The sequence below is a fragment of the Sphingomonas sp. IBVSS2 genome, from assembly GCF_002127225.1.
In the GTDB taxonomy this organism is placed as follows: Bacteria; Pseudomonadota; Alphaproteobacteria; order Sphingomonadales; family Sphingomonadaceae; genus Sphingomonas.
The window spans coordinates 418,662-435,403 of the sequence record NZ_NFUR01000003.1 but is presented as its reverse complement, the minus strand read 5'-3'; the positions used below and the strand labels follow the sequence as shown (position 1 = coordinate 435,403).

Here is a 16,742-nt window from a genome sequence, read left to right as displayed (position 1 = left end):
GGCTCAGGACGAGGCGAGCTTCATCAGCACCAGCCCGCCCAGGATCATCGCCGCGGCCGCGAGCCGCAGCGCGCCCGCACTCTCGCCGAGCACCAGCACGCCGACCGCGAAGGCGCCGACCGCGCCGATGCCGGTCCACACCATATAGGCAGTGCCCAGCGGCAGGCTGCGCATCGCGATCGCGAGCAGGCCGAAGCTGCCCAGCATCGCGCCGGTCATGGTCAGCGTGGGGACCAGGCGCGTGAAGCCCTGCGACTGTTTCATGGCGAAGGCCCAGACGATTTCGAGCAGGCCGGCGAAGAGCAACAATATCCAGGGCATACGGCCCCTCCTTTCGGAAAAGGGCCGGGCCGTCCCGGACTTCTGCCCTCGCAAGGGAGGGGGAGGACGTTGCCTCGCGCCGGACATCTAGGGACGCGGCGGGCCGCTTGCAATGCGGGATATCGCGCCGCCGCTCCAGGATCGGCCTCGGTCGACTTCGGCGAGGGATGCCCGCAACTTCGCTGGACGATCCGGCCCTCAGAGCATAAAAGGGCGCCGCTGCGCGCCGGACGGGCGCGCGCTCCGACGCCAGAGAACGGCGCCATGCGGGAAACTCCCGCCAAGAATGAGAGTCACGACCGATGGCCGAAAAGCAGACCTCGCTTCAGGATCTCTTCCTCAACTCGCTGCGCCGGTCGAAGACGCCGGTCACGATGTTCCTCGTCAAGGGCGTCAAGCTCCAGGGGATCGTCACCTGGTTCGACAATTTTTCGGTGCTGCTCCGCCGCGACGGCCAGTCGCAGCTCATCTACAAGCACGCGATCTCCACGATCATGCCGTCGGGCCCGGTGGACCTTGCCCCGCTTCTCGAAGCGGTGGGAGAATTTCAGTCCAAGAACCCGGTATTGCAGGAGATTTTCCTCAACGCGGTTCGCCGCCAGCAGGAAAATGTCACGATGTTCCTGGTCAATGGCGTGATGCTCCAGGGCCAGATCGCGGCCTTTGACCTGTTCTGCATGCTGCTCCAGCGCGAGGGCATGGCCCAGCTGGTCTACAAGCATGCCGTCTCGACGATCCAGCCGGCGCACCCGCTGAACCTCGCCGAGGAACAGAATAGCGACGACTGAGGCGCGCCCAGCATGACTACCGGTTTCGAGCGCGACCCCGACGAATTCACCCGGGGCGCGCGGGCGGTCGTGGTCTATCCGGACCTTGGCGGCAGCTCGCGCGATGCGGAGGCGCGCCTGGAGGAGACCGCCGGCCTGGCCGCGGCGATCGGCGTCGACGTGATCGAGCGCGTGCCCCTGCGCATCCGCGCGCCCAAGCCGGGCACGCTGATCGGCTCGGGCCAGGTCGAGGCGCTGGCCGAGACCGTGCGCGACAGGGAGCTCACGCTGGCCGTGTTCGATGCCAGCCTCACGCCGGTGCAGCAGCGCAACCTCGAGACGGGGCTGGGCTGCAAGGTGATCGACCGCACCGGCCTCATCCTTGAGATCTTCGGCGAGCGCGCGCGCACCGCCGAGGGCCGGCTTCAGGTCGAGTTGGCGCATCTGGACTATCAGGCCGGCCGCCTGGTGCGCAGCTGGACGCACCTCGAGCGGCAGCGCGGCGGCTTCGGCTTTCTCGGCGGCCCGGGCGAAACGCAGATCGAGGCGGACCGCCGGCTGATCCGCGACCGCATGGCGCGCCTGCGCCGCGAGCTGGATTCGGTCAGCCGTACCCGCACGCTCCACCGCGATCGCCGCCAGCGCGCGCCCTGGCCGATCATCGCGCTGGTGGGATATACCAATGCTGGAAAGTCGACGCTTTTCAACCGGTTGACCGGAAGTGACGTCATGGCGGAGAATTTGCTCTTCGCCACGCTCGATCCCACGCTCCGCCAGATCTCGCTGCCGGGCATCGACAAGGCGATCCTATCGGACACGGTCGGTTTCGTATCCGAGCTGCCGACCCAACTCGTCGCGGCGTTCAAGGCGACGCTGGAAGAGGTCGTCTCCGCCGACCTGCTGATCCATGTCCGCGACATCGCGCATCCGGACAGCGAGGCGCAGAAGGACGATGTCGAGCAGGTGCTGGCGGATATCGGCGTTGCCGAGACCACGCCACGCTTCGAGGCCTGGAACAAGATCGACCTGCTCGACGGCGAAGCCCGTGACGACTTGCTCGCCGAGGCGGCGAAGCGCGAGGATGTGATGCCGGTTTCGGCCGTGAGCGGGGAGGGGGTGGAAGCCCTCATCACCGCCGTCGCTGCGCGCCTCACCGAAGGGCATCGCCGCTACACCATCCACCTGGATCCCGCCGATGGCGCGGCTGCTGCCTGGCTCCACCAGCATGGCGAAGTGCTCGAGCAGGGCATGGACGGGGAACGGGCGGTCTATGAGGTGCGGATGGCGCCGCGGGACTATGAGCGGTTCTTGACGCGGGGTTGAGCGATCAACGCTCCCGCGGCAGTTCGCGCACCTCGATAGTGCCGCCGCACTCATAGACAGGATTGCCGGCGAGGAAGGCCTTGGCCTCTTCGAGATCTTCTGCCCGAACGCGAAGATAGCCGCCGAGGCGTTCGGAAAGCGGTGCCGGCGTGCCGTCCTTGCGGAGGCTTTCGCCAGCCGCGATCGCGCTCCCCCCATCGAAGCGGCCGCCGATCCTGAGTTGCTCGAGATAGGACTGCCACATTTCGGGCGTCGGCGCCTCGCAAACGTCATTGTGCATGAGCAGGATATAGTCGCGCATCAGGCTTCCTCGCGCTTGGCCTTTACCCAGAGTTCTTCCTTGGCATCGAGGTCGAGATCCTCGAAGGCATCGCCAGCTTCCGCTTCCATCGCCTTGAAACGCTTTTCGAATTTTCCATTCGCGCCGCGCAGCGCGGCCTCGGGGTCCACACCCAGCTTGCGCGCCCAGTTCACCATCGCGAACAGCAGGTCGCCGATTTCCTCCTCGATTTCGGCCGGCGTTTCCGCAGCCTCGACCTCGGCCAGTTCCTCGTCGATCTTGGCGCGGGCGCCGCTGGGATCGGGCCAGTCGAACCCGGTGCGGGCGGCGCGTTTCTGCAGCTTCTCCGCCCGCAGCAAAGCGGGGAGGCCGATCGCCACGCCGTCGAGTGCGCTCGCATGCCCCTTCGCATCGCGCTCCGACGCCTTGATCTGCTCCCAGAGGTGATGGCCCCCCTCGGCGGCGCCCAGGAAGATGTGCGGGTGGCGGCGCTCCATCTTGTCGCTGATCGCATTGGCGACGTCGACCAGCGCGAAATCGCCGGCTTCCTCGGCCATGCGGCTGTGGAAGATCACCTGGAGCAGCAAGTCGCCGAGCTCGTCCTTGAGGTCGGCCATGTCGCGGCGCTCGATCGCGTCGGCAACTTCATAGGCTTCTTCGATCGTATAGGGGGCGATCGTCGCAAAGGTCTGCACGGTATCCCATTCGCAACCGCTTACGGGGTCGCGCAGCCGTGCCATGATGGCGACGAGACGGTCGATGGCAGTGGCGGGTACGGTCAAGGCTGGGACTCCGGAGGATGCGGCGGCGACCCTAGGAAGCCGTCCATATGAAGGAAAGCCTTGTGCACCTGCCGATACGCGCCGGATGCCGCAAGGTCAGTCGGGACGAAGCCTGAGCACCAGGTCGCCTTGCCGCCCGGTGCCGCGCAGTTCGACGCGATCGGCGAAGAAGTCGAGCCGGGCATAGCTCGTCTCGGTCGTGTCGAGCATCGCCTTCATGTTCACATAATGGATGCCGCCCCGTTCGCCATAATTGCCGTCATGGTTGTGCCCGTCGAGCCAGATCTTGGCGGAGGGGTGGCGCTCGAGCAGGGCCGTCACCGCCGGAGCGTTCCACAGATTATGGGGATTTTCCGGCCAGACGGGGAAGTGGCTGAACAGCATGACCTTGAGCTTGCGCCTGTCCGCCCGCGTCAGCTCGCTGTCGATCCAGGCCAGCTGCTCGCCGCCGATGCCGCCGTCCCATAGCGGCTTGTCGGGATAGAGGGCGGCATGCGCGGCCATGCTCCTCTTGTGCTCGGGACTGCCGGCCGGCCAGGCATAGCTGCTCAGGTCGTTGCCGTCGGTCACCAGGAACAGCCAGCCCTGCCGTTCGAAGCTGTAATAGCGCCGGGGCATGCCGAGCTTGGCCGGCACCTGGGGCTTGTGGGCATCGTCGATCGAGAACTCGTGATTGCCCAGCACGAAATGCACCGGATGCCGCAGCCGCCGCGTGATCGGCAGCATCGCATCATAGCTGGCCCAGTCCTTGTCGATGAAATCGCCGAGATGGACGACGAAGGCGAGCCGCTGGCGATTGAAATCCTCCACCGCGGCCGCGAGCTTGCCCGGCGTCGTATGGTACATGCGCTGGCCATTGTCGGGAGCATCGGCATATTGCGCGTCCGCGATCGCACCGATGCTGAAGGCCGGCTTCTCCGCTTGTGGCGCGGGCGCTGCGCCAAGTGCCGCCAGCGCCAGCATGACCGTCCACCGCATCGCTTCCTTCCCTCCAGCTCGATTCGCGGTGGCTTAGGCGCGCCAGGTTGCAGTTTTAAGCAGCCGGAGCGGGCCCGGCTGTCATGCGCGCTTCATGGAGCGGGCCTAGCCCTCGCAGGGGCAGGGTGATTCCCCGGGGGAGGAGCGGCATGACGGGGCAGGCAGGGCCTGGCGAGGAGGTGGCGCGATGAACGAACTGACCGCCATCGTCGCGCGCCGCCATGCGGCGGCCGAGGAAGTGGCGCTGCGTGCCGCGCTCCAGCGCTTCGTCGAGGGCCGGCTGCGCGATCGGGACGAGGGCGAGGACATCGTCCAGGAAACCTATGTCCGCCTCTATGACTATCGCCGCACGCGCGGAGTCGCCGATGTCGGCGCCTTCTGCTTCGCGGTGGCACGCAACCTGGTCTTCGATCATTTCCGGCGCCGCAGCGCGATGCCGGAGGCCGCCGAGCTGGCGGAGGACATCGCCTGCCCCCTGCCGCGGGCCGAGGAAATCCTGGATTATCGCCAGCGCGTGGACATCCTGGTCGCGGCACTCAAGGTGATGCCGCCGCTGCGCCGCGAAGTGTTCCTGCGCCGCCGGCTCGACGGCGTGGCCTGCGCCATCATCGCCGCCGACCTCGAGATGAGCCTCGCCGCGGTGGAGAAGCATTGCACCCGCGCGGCCGCCGATCTGCGCGCGGCGCTCGAACGGCGCGGCTTGCCGGCGGGGGCGGCCCGATGAGCCGGCGCGCGGTGCTGCGGGATGCCGCCCACTGGGCGATGCGCGAGGACGAGGCAGTGCTCGGCGAGGCGCCACCCGCCGGGGCGGCCGATATCCAGGCGATGCTCGACGATCCGGCGCTCGCCGATGCGATGGGCCAGCTTCCACGCCTGTCGGACGGAGACGTCCAGGCTATGCGCGCCAATCGCCGCCGCGCGATCGGTACCGGCGGCGCGCTGGCGCTGGTCGCCGCGATCGGCATCGGCAGCTGGCAGGCAGGCTGGTACCGCGCCGCCGCGCCCGCGCCGATCCATTACGAGACCGCGCGGGGCCAGCAGCTCGACGTTGCGCTTGCCGATGGCTCGAAACTCCACCTCAACGGCGCGACCAGTCTCGACGTGACATTGGGTACGGATCGTCGGACGGTGACGATGCAGCGCGGCGAGGCCTATTTCGACATCGCCCATCGGCCCGACCGGCCCTTCACCGTGCATGCCGAGGGATCGGCGACACGGGTGCTCGGCACTGCGTTCGACATCGATATCGCGAGCAGCGGTGTTCGCATCGCAGTCTATCGCGGCAAGGTGCGCTTCGGTGGGGACGGAGCCGACAAACAAGCGGTGATCGTCGAAGCCGGGTGGCGCAGCCGCTTCGCCGGCGGCCAGGCGCGCGCGCCGACGCGCTTCGATGCGACGCAACAGGATTGGCGCCAGGGCTGGCTCGACATCGACAATATGCGGCTCGGCGACCTGGTCGATGCGCTCAATCGCCGCGGTGGCTCGTTCATCGCTCCGCCGCCCAAGCCGCTGGCAGCGATCGCGGTTGCAGGGCGGTTCCGCCTTGATAATCCGCGGCAATTGCTTGGCGCGATGGGCGCTGCCTATGATTTCCAGGTCGTTCGCAAGGGAGACGAGCTGCATCTGATCCCGACCCGGGAAGGTGTCACCCAGCCGTCAGATCGATGACATTGCGCTGCAATAAAATTCTTTTGTCCGGAAGCTGATCGACCCCCGTCTTCCTCCCCGGAGGCGCACCTCGCGCCCGAGCGGAGGAACATAATGGATCGCACTAGGGGAATTTCACTCATGGCAGTGGCAATCATGCTCGCCATGCCGGCCATGGCCCAGGCGCGCGGTGCCGAAGTCTCGATGCATGTGCAGATGCGCTTCGACATCGGCGCATCGGACCTGCGCAGCGCCATTTCGCAGTTCTCGCAGGCCACCGGCGTGCAGGTGGTGGTCGCGCCGAACCTGGTCGCCGGCCGCCGCACCGGCGGGGTGCGGGGGGCGCTCACCGTGCGTGCGGCGCTCGACCAGCTGCTGCGCGGCACCAATCTGACCGCCTCGATGCGCGGCGGCGTCGTGGTGCTTACGTCCGCGCGGGCCGTGGCCGCGCCGCGCCGCGCCGTTCATGCCGGTGCCGCCAAGCCGGTCGCGCAAGCCGCTGCGCAGGCCGAGCCCGAGGCGCCACGCGTCCAGGAAGAGTCCGAGATCGTCGTTTCCGGCTATCGCGAGAGTCTTACCGCGGCGCAGCAGCTGAAGCGCAAGGCAGTCGGCGCCGAGGACAATATCGTCGCTTCCGATATCGCCGCCTTTCCCGACCTGAACCTCGCCGAGGCGCTGCAGCGCATCCCCGGCATCACCATCACCCGCGACACCGGCGAGGGCCGGCAGATCGCGCTGCGCGGCCTGGGCGCGGATTTCACCCGCACCCAGCTGAACGGCATGGAAGTGATGGGCAACACCGCCTCGGGCATGGACAATCGCGGCGCGGTCAGCCGTTCGCGCTCGTTCGACTACAGCCTGTTCGCGTCCGAGCTGTTCAACCGTGTCGCGGTGCAGAAGTCGTTCGCGGCGGAGCAGGACGAGGGCGGCATTGCCGGCACCGTGCAGCTCTACAGCGCCAAGCCGTTCGATTATGACGGTTCGAAGTTCGTCGTCTCGGCCAAGGGCCAGACCAACACCAACACCAGCGGCGTCACTCCGCGCGTCGTCGGCCTGGCTTCGACTCGTTCCGGCGATTTCGGTGCGCTGGTCTCGGTCGCCTACAGCCAGATCAAGAGCAACGAATATGGCTATCGCAACTGGGGCTGGGGCCTGACCAAATATGGTGCCGCCAATATCGGCCCCGAGATCGACGCGGCGACCCGTGCCAAGCTGCTCGCCGGCGTGTACCAGCCGACTGCCCAGTCGCCCTCGACCTGGTATACCGATCGCCGCCGGCTCGGCATCACCTCGTCGGTCCAGTATCATCCGGGCGACGATTTCAAGCTCGACGTCGATTTCCTCTATGGCCGCCTGTGGGACTATCGCGACGATTATGCGCTGGCCACCGCGGGCAGCAACCCGCTGACCGGCTCCAGCGTCGGCGGCACGCAGGTGATCCGCAGCGCCGTGATCGATGATACCAACACGCTGCGCGCGGCGAGCTATACGGGCATCGACCTGCGTTCCGAGCACCACATCGTCAAGAACCACACCGATTTCTATCAGGGCGTCGCGAATCTGAGCTGGAAGATCGGCGATCGGCTGACCATCCACGCGCTGGGCGGCTATGAGCAGTCGGACTTCGCCCAGCCGGTGTTCGACAAGGTGTTCATGGAGGCGAAGCAGACGCCGTTCAGCTACGACACCCGTCCGCGCATCCCGGCCAACACCTATGGCATCGACCTGAGGAACCCCGATCTCTGGACCGTCCAGCGCCTGGACGTGCAGGAGAATGCGATCACCAACCGCTATCTCAACGGCAAGCTCGATGCCGCCTATGACCTGGGCGGCGGCCTGACCTTCAAGGCCGGCGGCGCCTACAAGAAGTTCACCAACACGGGCTATACCTGGGCCAACAAGGTGTTCCACAACGTGCCGGCGAACATCCCGGTGCCGAACGGCATGAAACAGCTCGTCGGGCCCGACACGCTGCTTCAGTACATCGTCGGCAATGTCGATGCGGTCTATGCCTATGTCGGCGACAAGCGCGACCTGAGCGCCGCCAATCTGCAGGCGGGCAGCGACTACCGGGTCGACGAGAAGACCTGGAACGGGTTCGCCCAGTTCGACCTGGATACCCATATCGGCGACATGCGCCTGCGCGCCAATGCGGGCCTGCGTTACTTCTCCACCGATCTGACCTCGTCGGGGCATCTTGCCTCCAGCGGCGGCTTCGTGCCGGTCTCGATCGAGAACAACAGCAATGGCTGGCTGCCCGCCGCGAATGTCGCGCTCGACGTGACCAGGAACCTGGTGATGCGCGTCAGCGCCAGCCGCAACGTCAACCGTCCGGGCCTGGGCGACCTGGCTGCGGCCGGCTCGATCACCACGCGCCCGAACGGCGGCAGCCTCAGCCTCGGCAACCCGTTCCTCAAGCCCTACAAGGCCACCTCGGTCGAGGGCTCGATCGAATGGTATATGGACCGCACCGGCTTCGCCTCGGTCGGCTTCTTCTACAAGAACATGGACAGCTTCATCTCGCCGTCCACGGTAACCATCCCCTATGGCCAGACCGGCCTGCCGCTGTCGCTGCTGATCCAGGGCCAGGATGCCAGCACCCCCTATGACGTGAGCCAGCCCATCAACGGCCCGGGCGCGGACATCAAGGGCGTCGAAGTCGCGTTCCAGCACGACTTCACTTTCCTGCCGGGGCCGCTCAAGCATCTCGGCATGGTCGTCAACGGCACCTGGTTCGACGGGCACCAGCAGGGCAAGGTGGGCAACAGCTTCGTCCGCCTGCCGCTGTTCAGCCTGTCGAAATGGGCGGCGAACGCGACGCTCTATTATGAAGACAAGGACTGGGGCGTGCGCGTGTCGGACGCCTATCGCAGCAAATACTATACCGGCCTGGGCACGGTGGGGAATGTCGGCGACTATATCGCCGCCACGCACAACATCGATTTCCAGGCGCATGTGAACCTGATGAAGGGCGTCCGCCTGATCGCCGAGGGGATCAACCTCACCAACGAGCCGATCGAGCAGTTTGCCGGCGGCCCGATCGCGCGCCGGGTGGTCTACACCACCAGCGGCCGCACCTTCACCCTTGGCGTCAGCGCCGAGTTCTGACGGGCGAGAACCTCCGCCCCGGCACGCGCCGGGGCGGGTCTTCGCCGATCGAACAAAGGCGCGGATCGGCGAAGGCCCGGGGGGGCGGGAAGGGGCATCGGCCCGATCCTGGAAGGGGGAAGCCGCGCGATGCGGCTGCCGAGAACGCTCAGTCGAGCACGACCTTGTCGGCGTGGCGGGGTTTGAAGCCACGCGCGCGGCGCTCATATTCCTGCGCCATGCCCATATGCGCGCGAAAGCTGGCCATTCCCTTGGCTTTCATCGCTGCATCACGCTCCTCATCGGCGCGCTGCGCGAAATATTTGCTGTCGGTCATAACCTCTCCGGCTCCAACCTGTTCGGAAGTAAGCGATCGGGGGGCATGTCCCATTCCGTAGAAACCCCTAGTCGCGGCCGATCCGTGCCGTTTGGGGGCGGCTGGACGCAAAAGGACATTCACGCCTTGCCGAGCGGCGCGTGGCGCTGTTTCCATCCTTCTTGCAGTCGCCGGGCTCCGCACCATCTCTTTCGCTTCACCAATCCAGGCGGAGAGAGACATGACATTTGCCGGGCGCGAGCTGCATTCGAAAATCGCCGAGGACGGCACGCTCTCCCTGTCGCTGCTCGACGTCGAGATCGGCGAGCCGGCCGACGACGAGATCATCGTCCGCATCGAGGCGACGCCGATCAACCCCAGCGACCTGGGGCTGCTGCTCGGCCCCGCCGATCTGGCGACGTTGCGGGAAACCGGCGGCGATCGCCCCGGCCTCACCCTCACCGTGCCCGGCGCGCGGCTGGGGAGCGTGCGGGGAAGGGTGGGGCAGTCGATGCCGGTCGGCAATGAAGGCGCCGGCATCGTCGTCGCCGCCGGCAAGAACGCGGTGGCGCTCGAAGGCAAGCGCGTCGGGATGGTCGGTGGCGCGATGTATGCCGACTATCGCCGGATCAAGGCGCGGGACGTGATGCCGCTGCCGGAAGGCGCGACTTCCGCCGACGGCGCCTCGATGTTCGTGAACCCGCTGACTGCCCTGGGCTTCGTCGAGACCGCGCGGCGCGAGGGGCATGCGGCGATCGTCCATACCGCCGCCGCCTCGAATCTCGGCCAGATGCTCCAGAAGATCTGCCTCGCCGATGGCGTTCCGCTCATCAACATCGTCCGATCCGACGCGCAGGCCGACATATTGCGGGCGATCGGGGCGACCTATGTCCTCAACAGCAAGGATGCCGATTTCCCGGCCCGGCTCACCGATGCGGTGGCCGAAACCGGCGCCACCATCGCCTTTGACGCGATCGGCGGCGGCACGCTCGGCAGCGAGATCGTCCAGGCCATGGAGCGTGCGGCCATCCGGCGCATGAGCGAATATAATCGCTATGGATCGGAGGTCTTCAAGCAACTCTACATCTATGGCGCGCTCGACCTGTCGCCGACCACGCTCAACCGTCTGGCCTTCGGCTTCCAGTGGAGCGTTTCCGGCTGGCTGCTCTTCCCGTTCCTGCGCAAGGCGGGTGCGGAAGTGGCGGACCGGATGCGCAGGCGCGTGGCGGACGAGCTGACGACGACTTTCGCCAGCCATTACACGCGGGTCATCGGCCTCGCCGAGGCGCTCGATCCGGAGGTTCTACGGAGCTATGAGCGCAAGGCGACGGGCGAGAAGTTCCTGATCGACCCGACGAGAGGCTGAGGGCCGGCCGGCACGGCTCCGGGGCGCGCCAATTCCGCGCCCCGGCCACCGCGCCGGTTCAATCCCCCAGCGCCTCATACCGTGAATCGAGTTCCCGGGCGCGCGCCATATCGGCGTCCGCGCCGCGTTCGTCACCGCGCATGCGGCGGATCAGACCCCGATTGTAATAGCTGCGCGCTGCATGTGGCGCATAGCGCACGGCGAGATCGAGATCCGCCTCCGCGCGGGCGAGATCGCCTTCCTGGCTATGGGCCAGGCCCCGGTTGAGATAGGCGAAGGCGAGTTCGGGCCGCACCGCGATGGCCTGGTCCAGCGCGCCGATCGCGCCCTCCCAATCGCCTTGCCATGCCCGCGTCAGCCCGTCCGCCACCCGTGCCGCCGCGACGCCGGCATCTCCCTTGGCGCCGGGATCGACCAGCCGCTTGCAACCGCGCAGGCTCTGCTCGGGATCACGGACCGTGCAGGCATTCCAATCGCCGCGCCGGGCTGCCTTGCGGGCGCGCGACTTGCGTGCGGTGGTTACGATGATCTCGCTCGCACCGGCTTCGGCTTCATCGGCCACCGTAACGGGCGTGGCTGCGGCCTTGGAGGGCGCGGCGAGCCTTCCGCCGGTGACGACGATCGGCGCGCTCGATGGCGGTGCAGGCCGGGCCTCGGCCATCCTGGCCTGTGGCGCCGGGGCGGCCAGCGCACTCCGCTGGGAGGATGCGGCCAGGTCCTGGCTCGCAAATGCGGTGGAAGCCGTCGTGGGAGCGGCTTGTCGAGGTTCGGCTTGCGCTTCAGCCTGGGGCGCCGGCGCCGGCTTTGCGGCTGCTGGAGGAGGCGTGGGAGACAAGTGCGGAGGGGCCTGCCGGATCGGGGCGGAGCGATCGGGTGCCTGGGCCTGGGGCGGTGCCGGCTCGGTCGCCACCGTCCGTTCGACTGCCGGCACAGGCCGGCTGGGAGCTGGCGGCGTCTCTGCCTGTCGTTGCAGGGCGAGGGGAATTGCAATCACCGCGACGAGCAGGATGGATGCGAAGGCGCCGATCTGCGTCCGCTGGCGCCATCGGCGGACAGGTGCCGCCGCCAGGCCGGGCGGGGCGGCTGCAGCCGGTTCCTCATCGCCATCGAACCTGCGCATGGCACGTGCGATTGCCGCACTGCGCCCGGCAGGGCGTGGCGGTGGCGGCTCGGGCAGCAGCCGGGCGATATCGTCGTCGCGATCCATTCAGGCCTCCATGCCGCCGGGGCGGCAATCGCCGAAGCCGGGAGTGGAGTGGAGGCTGGGTACGGGCATTGGGCGATCTATAGCGGCAATATCGGCCAGGTCGAAGGCATGATCGCGCACGGCCCTGGCCTCGTGAAGGTGCCGCCGCCCTGCGGCGGCACCCATCGGGGCGTCATTGGAGTGCGGCCATCGCGTGGGCGGTCTTGGCCGCGCGGACGAGCTGGATGAATTCCGAGCGATAGCCGAAACCATCTTCTCCCCGCGCCGCGCTCGCCATGCCCAGGACCTCATCGAAGCCGAGCTGGCCATTGTAGCGCCCGCCGCGCAACAGCTCGGCGAATCCCGCCACCGCGGCGGCGAAGCGCGCGTCCCGGGGCGCGTCCTCGAACCGGGCGAAGGTGGCGCCGCGGTCGATCGGCGTGGTGAGGAGGCGGCTGGTGTCGGACTTGGGCAGCTTGTAGCGGATCTTGACGAAGCCCAGCTCGTCGCTCCGGGCACTCGCCGCGGCAGGCGCCTGCTCCGCGTAGCGCAGGTCGCCGATGGCGCGCGGGCCGCCGACGGGAGTCACTTCATAGATGGCCGTTACGGTCTGGCCGGATCCGACATCGCCGGCATCGACCTTGTCATTGTCGAAGTCGTCGCGGTTCAGCATCCGCGTCTCATAGCCGATCAGCCGATATTCGGAGACGGCCCGGGGGTTGAACTCGACCTGGATCTTCACGTCCTTCGCGATCGGGAACAGCGTCGAGGTCGCTTCGTCGACGAGCGTCTTCCGGGCCTCGCCGATCGTGTCGATATAGGCGGCCGCGCCATTGCCGTTCTGGGCGAGCGTCTGCATCAGCGCATCATTGTAATTGCCCATGCCGAAGCCCAGCACCGAGAGGAACACGCCCTTGCCGCGCTCGCGCTCGACATAGCCCTTCAGCTCATTGTCGTTGGTGATGCCGACATTGAAGTCGCCGTCGGTCGCCAGGATCACGCGGTTGACGCCCTTGGGATCCAGGTTCTGCTCGGCGAGCGCATAGGCCTGGCGGATGCCTTCGGCGCCCGCGGTGCTGCCGCCCGCGCCCAGCCCGTCGATCACGGCCAGTATCTTGGCCTTGTTGCTCGCCGGAGTCGGCTCGAGCGCCCTGCCCGCGCTGCCGGCATAGGTGACGATCGCCACGCTGTCCTTGCCGTCCAGCTGGTCGAGCAGCATCGCCAGCGACTGTTTGACCAGGGGAAGCTTGTTGGGCGCGTTCATCGAGCCCGAAGTGTCGATCAGGAAGACGAGATTGGCACGCGGACGGGACGCCCGCTGGATCTCGTATCCCTTCACCCCGATCCTGACGAGCTTGCGCCCGGGTGACCAGGGGCTGGGGAACACGGCGACATTGGTGCTGAACGGCTGGTCCGCGGTGCGCGCGGGCGCATAGTCATAGGGGAAGTAGTTGACCATCTCCTCGGTCCGCACCGCTACCGGCTGCGGCAGGACATTCTGGTTCAGCGACGCGCGTACGAACGAATAGGAGGCGGTATCGACGTCGAGCGAGAAGGTGGAGACGGGCTCTTCGCGGACGATCTTGAAGGCGTTCTGCTGCGTGGCGGTGAACTTGTCGCGACCGATGTCGCGATAATAGGGCGGCACCGGTTCGGACCGTCCGACAGGGCCGCGAGTGCGGGCTGCAGGCGCGAAGGCGAACGCAGTGGACGCCTGGGCGGTGACCGGCGTCGCGGAGTCCCGTCTGCCCGCCACCCGCGAGCTGGTCACGACGATGTCTTGCGCTTCCTGCGCGGCCTTCGCCTCGGGGGCCGGCGCGGCGGCGGCCGGATCGGGAATCGCGGCGACGTGCCTGTCGGAATCGGTGCAGCCTGCGACCAGCGCCAGCATGAACCCGGTGGCGAGCGCCTGGGACAAACGGGGCATGTCTTTCTCCCTTGGTTACAGCGGGCGAGATCGTCCGCATTCCCCTTGGACGCGCGGTTCCGGGGGATCCTTGGGCAGAGATCGAAATTCTTTCGCCCGGACGGGTCAGTCGTCCGCGCCCGGCTTCCCGGCGACCATCCGCCGGACCTCGTGCATGCGCCACGAGACCGTCGCCTCCGCCACGCCGAGGATCGCGCCGGCCTCGGCATGAGTCAGTTGCTGCCCGGCGACGAGGATCGCGGTGTCGCGATAGGCCGGGGGCAGGCGGGCGATCGCGCTCTTCACCCAGAGCGCGTCGTGCAGGTCACGCCCGTCCGGTCCTTGCGCCAGCCCGGCCAGCACCGCAAGCCGCTGGGCGACGCCTCCGAACGACCGGCGGCGGCGGTGCACGTCGCGGCAGGCATTGAACACGATTCCGCACAGCCAGGTGGAGAATTTCGCTTCGCCGCGAAAGCTGCCGATCCGTTCGACCAACGTGCAGCACACGTCCTGGGCGACGTCTTCGGCATCGGCCCGCGACCCGGTCAACTGCCAGGCCAGGCCATGTATCCGGTCATAGTGGCGCTCGACGAGCAGCCGGAACGCCTCGCGTTCGCCGGCGACGGCGCCCGCCAGGAGGTCCGCATCCGGATCGGCAGGGTGCATCTTCATGGGCCGAACGGGCCGAACCGCGGCGGAACAGCGGGGTCGCATCGATTCCCGGAACTGTGCGGCGCCTTTTCCCCCGACATGTTGCGCTATCTGCCTCAATCCCGGCTGCGATGCCATCGGGCATCATGCGGAAGGGAGGGCCGGCCTGGTCCCGAACGCGGCCGGGTTTGAGAACCTGCCAAGATCGATAATATACATTATGTAAAATCGAAGCAGCTTCGGGGATGCGATGCCATGTCCCCTCGCACATCTTCCCTCGGCCGTCCGGTCCCCGGCCAAAGCCGGGGACCGTGGCGAAGTGCGGTCACGCGGCGCGGAACAGTTCCGGATCGAGCGCCATCACCGTTTCGCTGCCCGCCTCGATCTTGCGGCGCAGGCCGCTCGCATCCGGAAGGAAGCGCTCCGCGTAGAAGCGCGCGGTAACCAGCTTGGCCTCGTAGAAGCCGGTGTCACCACCACCGGCGGCCAGCGCTGCCGCGGCGGCCCGGGCCATGCGCAGCCACATCAGGCCCAGCGCCACCGTGCCGGTGAGCTGCATGTACGGATAAGCGCCGGCACCGACGTCGTTGGGATTCTTGAAGCCGTTCTGGGCGAGCCACATCGTCGCGCCCTGGAGATGGCCCAGCGCCTTTTCCAGGCCCTCCGCCAGCGCGGCGAACCGGGCGTCGCCCTTGGCGGCGGCGGCTTCCTCGGCGACCAGCTTGAAGAAGGCCTGGACCGCGCGGCCGCCGTTCATGGCGAGCTTGCGGCCGACCAGGTCCATCGCCTGCACGCCGTTGGTGCCCTCATAGATCATCGAGATGCGGGCATCGCGGACATATTGCTCCATGCCCCATTCGGCGATGTAGCCATGGCCGCCATAGACCTGCTGGCTGTCGGTCGCGACCTTGTAGCCGATATCGGTGCCGACGCCCTTGATCACCGGCGTGAGCAGGCCGACCAGATCGGCGGCGAGCTGGCGCTCCTCCTCGGTGCCGGCGGCATGTTCCAGATCGACCTGGAGCGCGCCCCACAGGCAGAGCGCGCGCAGCGCCTCGGTCTGCGCCTTGGCCTCCATCAGCATGCGGCGCACGTCCGGGTGGACGAACAGCGTGTCGGCCTTCTCGTTCGGTTCCTGCGGGCCGGTGAGTGCGCGGCCCTGGCGGCGGTCATGCGCGTACTGGACGGCGTTCTGGAGGGCGACCTCGCCCACGCCCAGGCCCTGGAGGCCGACGCCCAGGCGCGCCGCGTTCATCATGATGAACATGGCGGCGAGGCCCTTCATCTCCTCGCCGACCAGCCAGCCCGTGGCGCCGTCATAGTTCATCACGCAGGTCGAATTGGCGTGGATGCCCATCTTGTGCTCGATCGAGCCGCACGAAACGGCGTTGCGCGCGCCGAGCGAGCCGTCGTCGTTGACCAGGAACTTGGGCACCACGAACAGCGAGATGCCCTTGCTGCTCTCCGGTGCGCCGGGCGTCTTGGCGAGGACGAGGTGGATGATGTTCTCGGTCAGGTCGTGCTCGCCCGACGAGATGAAGATCTTGGTGCCGGTGATGCTGAACGAGCCGTCGGCCTGGGGCTCGGCCTTGGTCTTGATCAGGCCGAGATCGGTGCCGCACTGCGGCTCGGTGAGGTTCATCGTGCCGCCCCACTCGCCCGCAACCATCCTGGGGACGTATTTCTCCTGCTGCTCGGGCGAACCCTTGACCAGCAGCGCCGCGACGGCACCGTGGGTGAGGCCCGGATACATGGCGAACGCCATGTTCGAGGAAATCATGAACTCCTGGAAGGCCGTGGAGATGACGTGCGGCATCCCCTGCCCGCCGACCGCCTCGGGAAAGCTGAGCGTGCCCCAGCCGCTCTCGACAAACTGGGCATAGGCCTGCTTGTAGCCGTCCGGCGTGGTGACGCTGCCGTCGTCATGGCGGGTGCAGCCCTGCTGGTCGCCCGAATGGTTGAGCGGGAACAGCACTTCGGCGACGAACTGGCCGCCCTGCTCGAGCACTGCGTCGACCGTCTCCGGCGTCGCATTCTCGAAGCCCGGAAGATTGGCGTAGCGATCGAGGCCGATCACCTGCTCGAGGATGAAGCGCGTGTCGCGCACCGGCGGAGTATATTGGGGCATTTCA

Annotated in this window: 15 protein-coding genes; 6 read left to right on the top strand and 9 right to left on the bottom strand. The window is 67.4% G+C overall.

The window, feature by feature from the left end; all coding sequences use genetic code 11:
* Nucleotides 1-3 precede the first annotated feature (3 nt).
* Nucleotides 4-321 (bottom strand): multidrug efflux SMR transporter, encoded by a 318-nt coding sequence (locus CAP40_RS12305; RefSeq protein ID WP_086129802.1) that lies wholly within the window; start codon nucleotides 319-321, stop codon nucleotides 4-6.
* A gap of 302 nt (nucleotides 322-623) precedes the next feature.
* Between CAP40_RS12305 and hfq the strand changes: the two genes are divergently transcribed.
* Complete coding sequence (gene hfq, locus CAP40_RS12300) at nucleotides 624-1,109, top strand: RNA chaperone Hfq (protein WP_086129801.1); 486 nt, start codon at nucleotides 624-626, stop codon at nucleotides 1,107-1,109.
* A 12-nt stretch (nucleotides 1,110-1,121) separates the two neighbouring features.
* Entirely contained in the window at nucleotides 1,122-2,411 is a 1,290-nt protein-coding gene (hflX, locus tag CAP40_RS12295) for a GTPase HflX (RefSeq protein ID WP_086129800.1), read from the top strand.
* Between the two features lie 4 nt (nucleotides 2,412-2,415).
* Here hflX and CAP40_RS12290 read toward each other — a convergent pair whose 3' ends face one another.
* The 3 genes from CAP40_RS12290 to CAP40_RS12280 form a co-directional block, all read right to left on the bottom strand.
* Nucleotides 2,416-2,712 carry a YciI family protein gene (locus CAP40_RS12290; RefSeq protein WP_086129799.1) on the bottom strand — a complete coding sequence of 99 codons (297 nt, stop codon included), beginning with the start codon at nucleotides 2,710-2,712 and terminating at the stop codon, nucleotides 2,416-2,418.
* On the bottom strand, nucleotides 2,712-3,473 hold the full coding sequence (mazG, locus tag CAP40_RS12285; RefSeq protein ID WP_086129798.1) for a nucleoside triphosphate pyrophosphohydrolase: 762 nt from the start codon (nucleotides 3,471-3,473) through the stop codon (nucleotides 2,712-2,714). Before mazG ends, CAP40_RS12290 begins: the two co-directional genes overlap by 1 nt.
* 96 nt (nucleotides 3,474-3,569) lie before the next feature.
* Nucleotides 3,570-4,451, bottom strand: coding sequence for a metallophosphoesterase (locus tag CAP40_RS12280; RefSeq protein ID WP_086129797.1), 882 nt, complete (start codon nucleotides 4,449-4,451; stop codon nucleotides 3,570-3,572).
* A 187-nt stretch (nucleotides 4,452-4,638) separates the two neighbouring features.
* On the opposite strand from CAP40_RS12280, the gene CAP40_RS12275 reads away from it, so the two are divergent.
* The 3 genes from CAP40_RS12275 to CAP40_RS12265 all read left to right on the top strand — a co-directional run bounded on the left by CAP40_RS12275 (nucleotide 4,639) and on the right by CAP40_RS12265 (nucleotide 9,206).
* Nucleotides 4,639-5,175: an RNA polymerase sigma factor gene (locus CAP40_RS12275; RefSeq protein WP_086129796.1), complete on the top strand. Its 537-nt coding sequence runs from the start codon at nucleotides 4,639-4,641 to the stop codon at nucleotides 5,173-5,175.
* Nucleotides 5,172-6,119, top strand: a complete 948-nt coding sequence (locus CAP40_RS12270; protein WP_086129795.1) for a FecR family protein — start codon at nucleotides 5,172-5,174, stop codon at nucleotides 6,117-6,119. The genes CAP40_RS12275 and CAP40_RS12270 overlap by 4 nt, the downstream gene beginning before the upstream one ends.
* Nucleotides 6,120-6,239: 120 nt before the next feature.
* Nucleotides 6,240-9,206, top strand: a complete 2,967-nt coding sequence (locus tag CAP40_RS12265; protein WP_256924159.1) for a TonB-dependent receptor — start codon at nucleotides 6,240-6,242, stop codon at nucleotides 9,204-9,206.
* Between the two features lie 148 nt (nucleotides 9,207-9,354).
* Here CAP40_RS12265 and CAP40_RS20470 read toward each other — a convergent pair whose 3' ends face one another.
* Nucleotides 9,355-9,522: a hypothetical protein gene (locus CAP40_RS20470; protein WP_167298981.1), complete on the bottom strand. Its 168-nt coding sequence runs from the start codon at nucleotides 9,520-9,522 to the stop codon at nucleotides 9,355-9,357.
* 220 nt (nucleotides 9,523-9,742) lie between these two features.
* Here CAP40_RS20470 and CAP40_RS12260 point away from each other — a divergent pair, with 220 nt between their 5' ends.
* Nucleotides 9,743-10,867, top strand: a complete 1,125-nt coding sequence (locus CAP40_RS12260; protein WP_086129793.1) for a zinc-binding dehydrogenase — start codon at nucleotides 9,743-9,745, stop codon at nucleotides 10,865-10,867.
* Between the two features lie 58 nt (nucleotides 10,868-10,925).
* Here CAP40_RS12260 and CAP40_RS20650 read toward each other — a convergent pair whose 3' ends face one another.
* The 4 genes from CAP40_RS20650 to CAP40_RS12240 all read right to left on the bottom strand — a co-directional run bounded on the left by CAP40_RS20650 (nucleotide 10,926) and on the right by CAP40_RS12240 (nucleotide 16,738).
* A complete protein-coding gene (locus CAP40_RS20650; RefSeq protein WP_086129792.1) occupies nucleotides 10,926-11,528 on the bottom strand; it encodes a tetratricopeptide repeat protein in 603 nt (200 codons plus the stop codon).
* Nucleotides 11,529-12,246: 718 nt separating this feature from the next.
* Complete coding sequence (locus CAP40_RS12250; protein ID WP_086129791.1) at nucleotides 12,247-13,980, bottom strand: VWA domain-containing protein; 1,734 nt, start codon at nucleotides 13,978-13,980, stop codon at nucleotides 12,247-12,249.
* A 105-nt stretch (nucleotides 13,981-14,085) separates the two neighbouring features.
* Nucleotides 14,086-14,631, bottom strand: coding sequence for an RNA polymerase sigma factor (locus CAP40_RS12245; RefSeq protein ID WP_256924157.1), 546 nt, complete (start codon nucleotides 14,629-14,631; stop codon nucleotides 14,086-14,088).
* A 304-nt stretch (nucleotides 14,632-14,935) separates the two neighbouring features.
* Nucleotides 14,936-16,738 (bottom strand): acyl-CoA dehydrogenase C-terminal domain-containing protein, encoded by a 1,803-nt coding sequence (locus tag CAP40_RS12240; protein WP_086129789.1) that lies wholly within the window; start codon nucleotides 16,736-16,738, stop codon nucleotides 14,936-14,938.
* Nucleotides 16,739-16,742 lie beyond the last annotated feature (4 nt).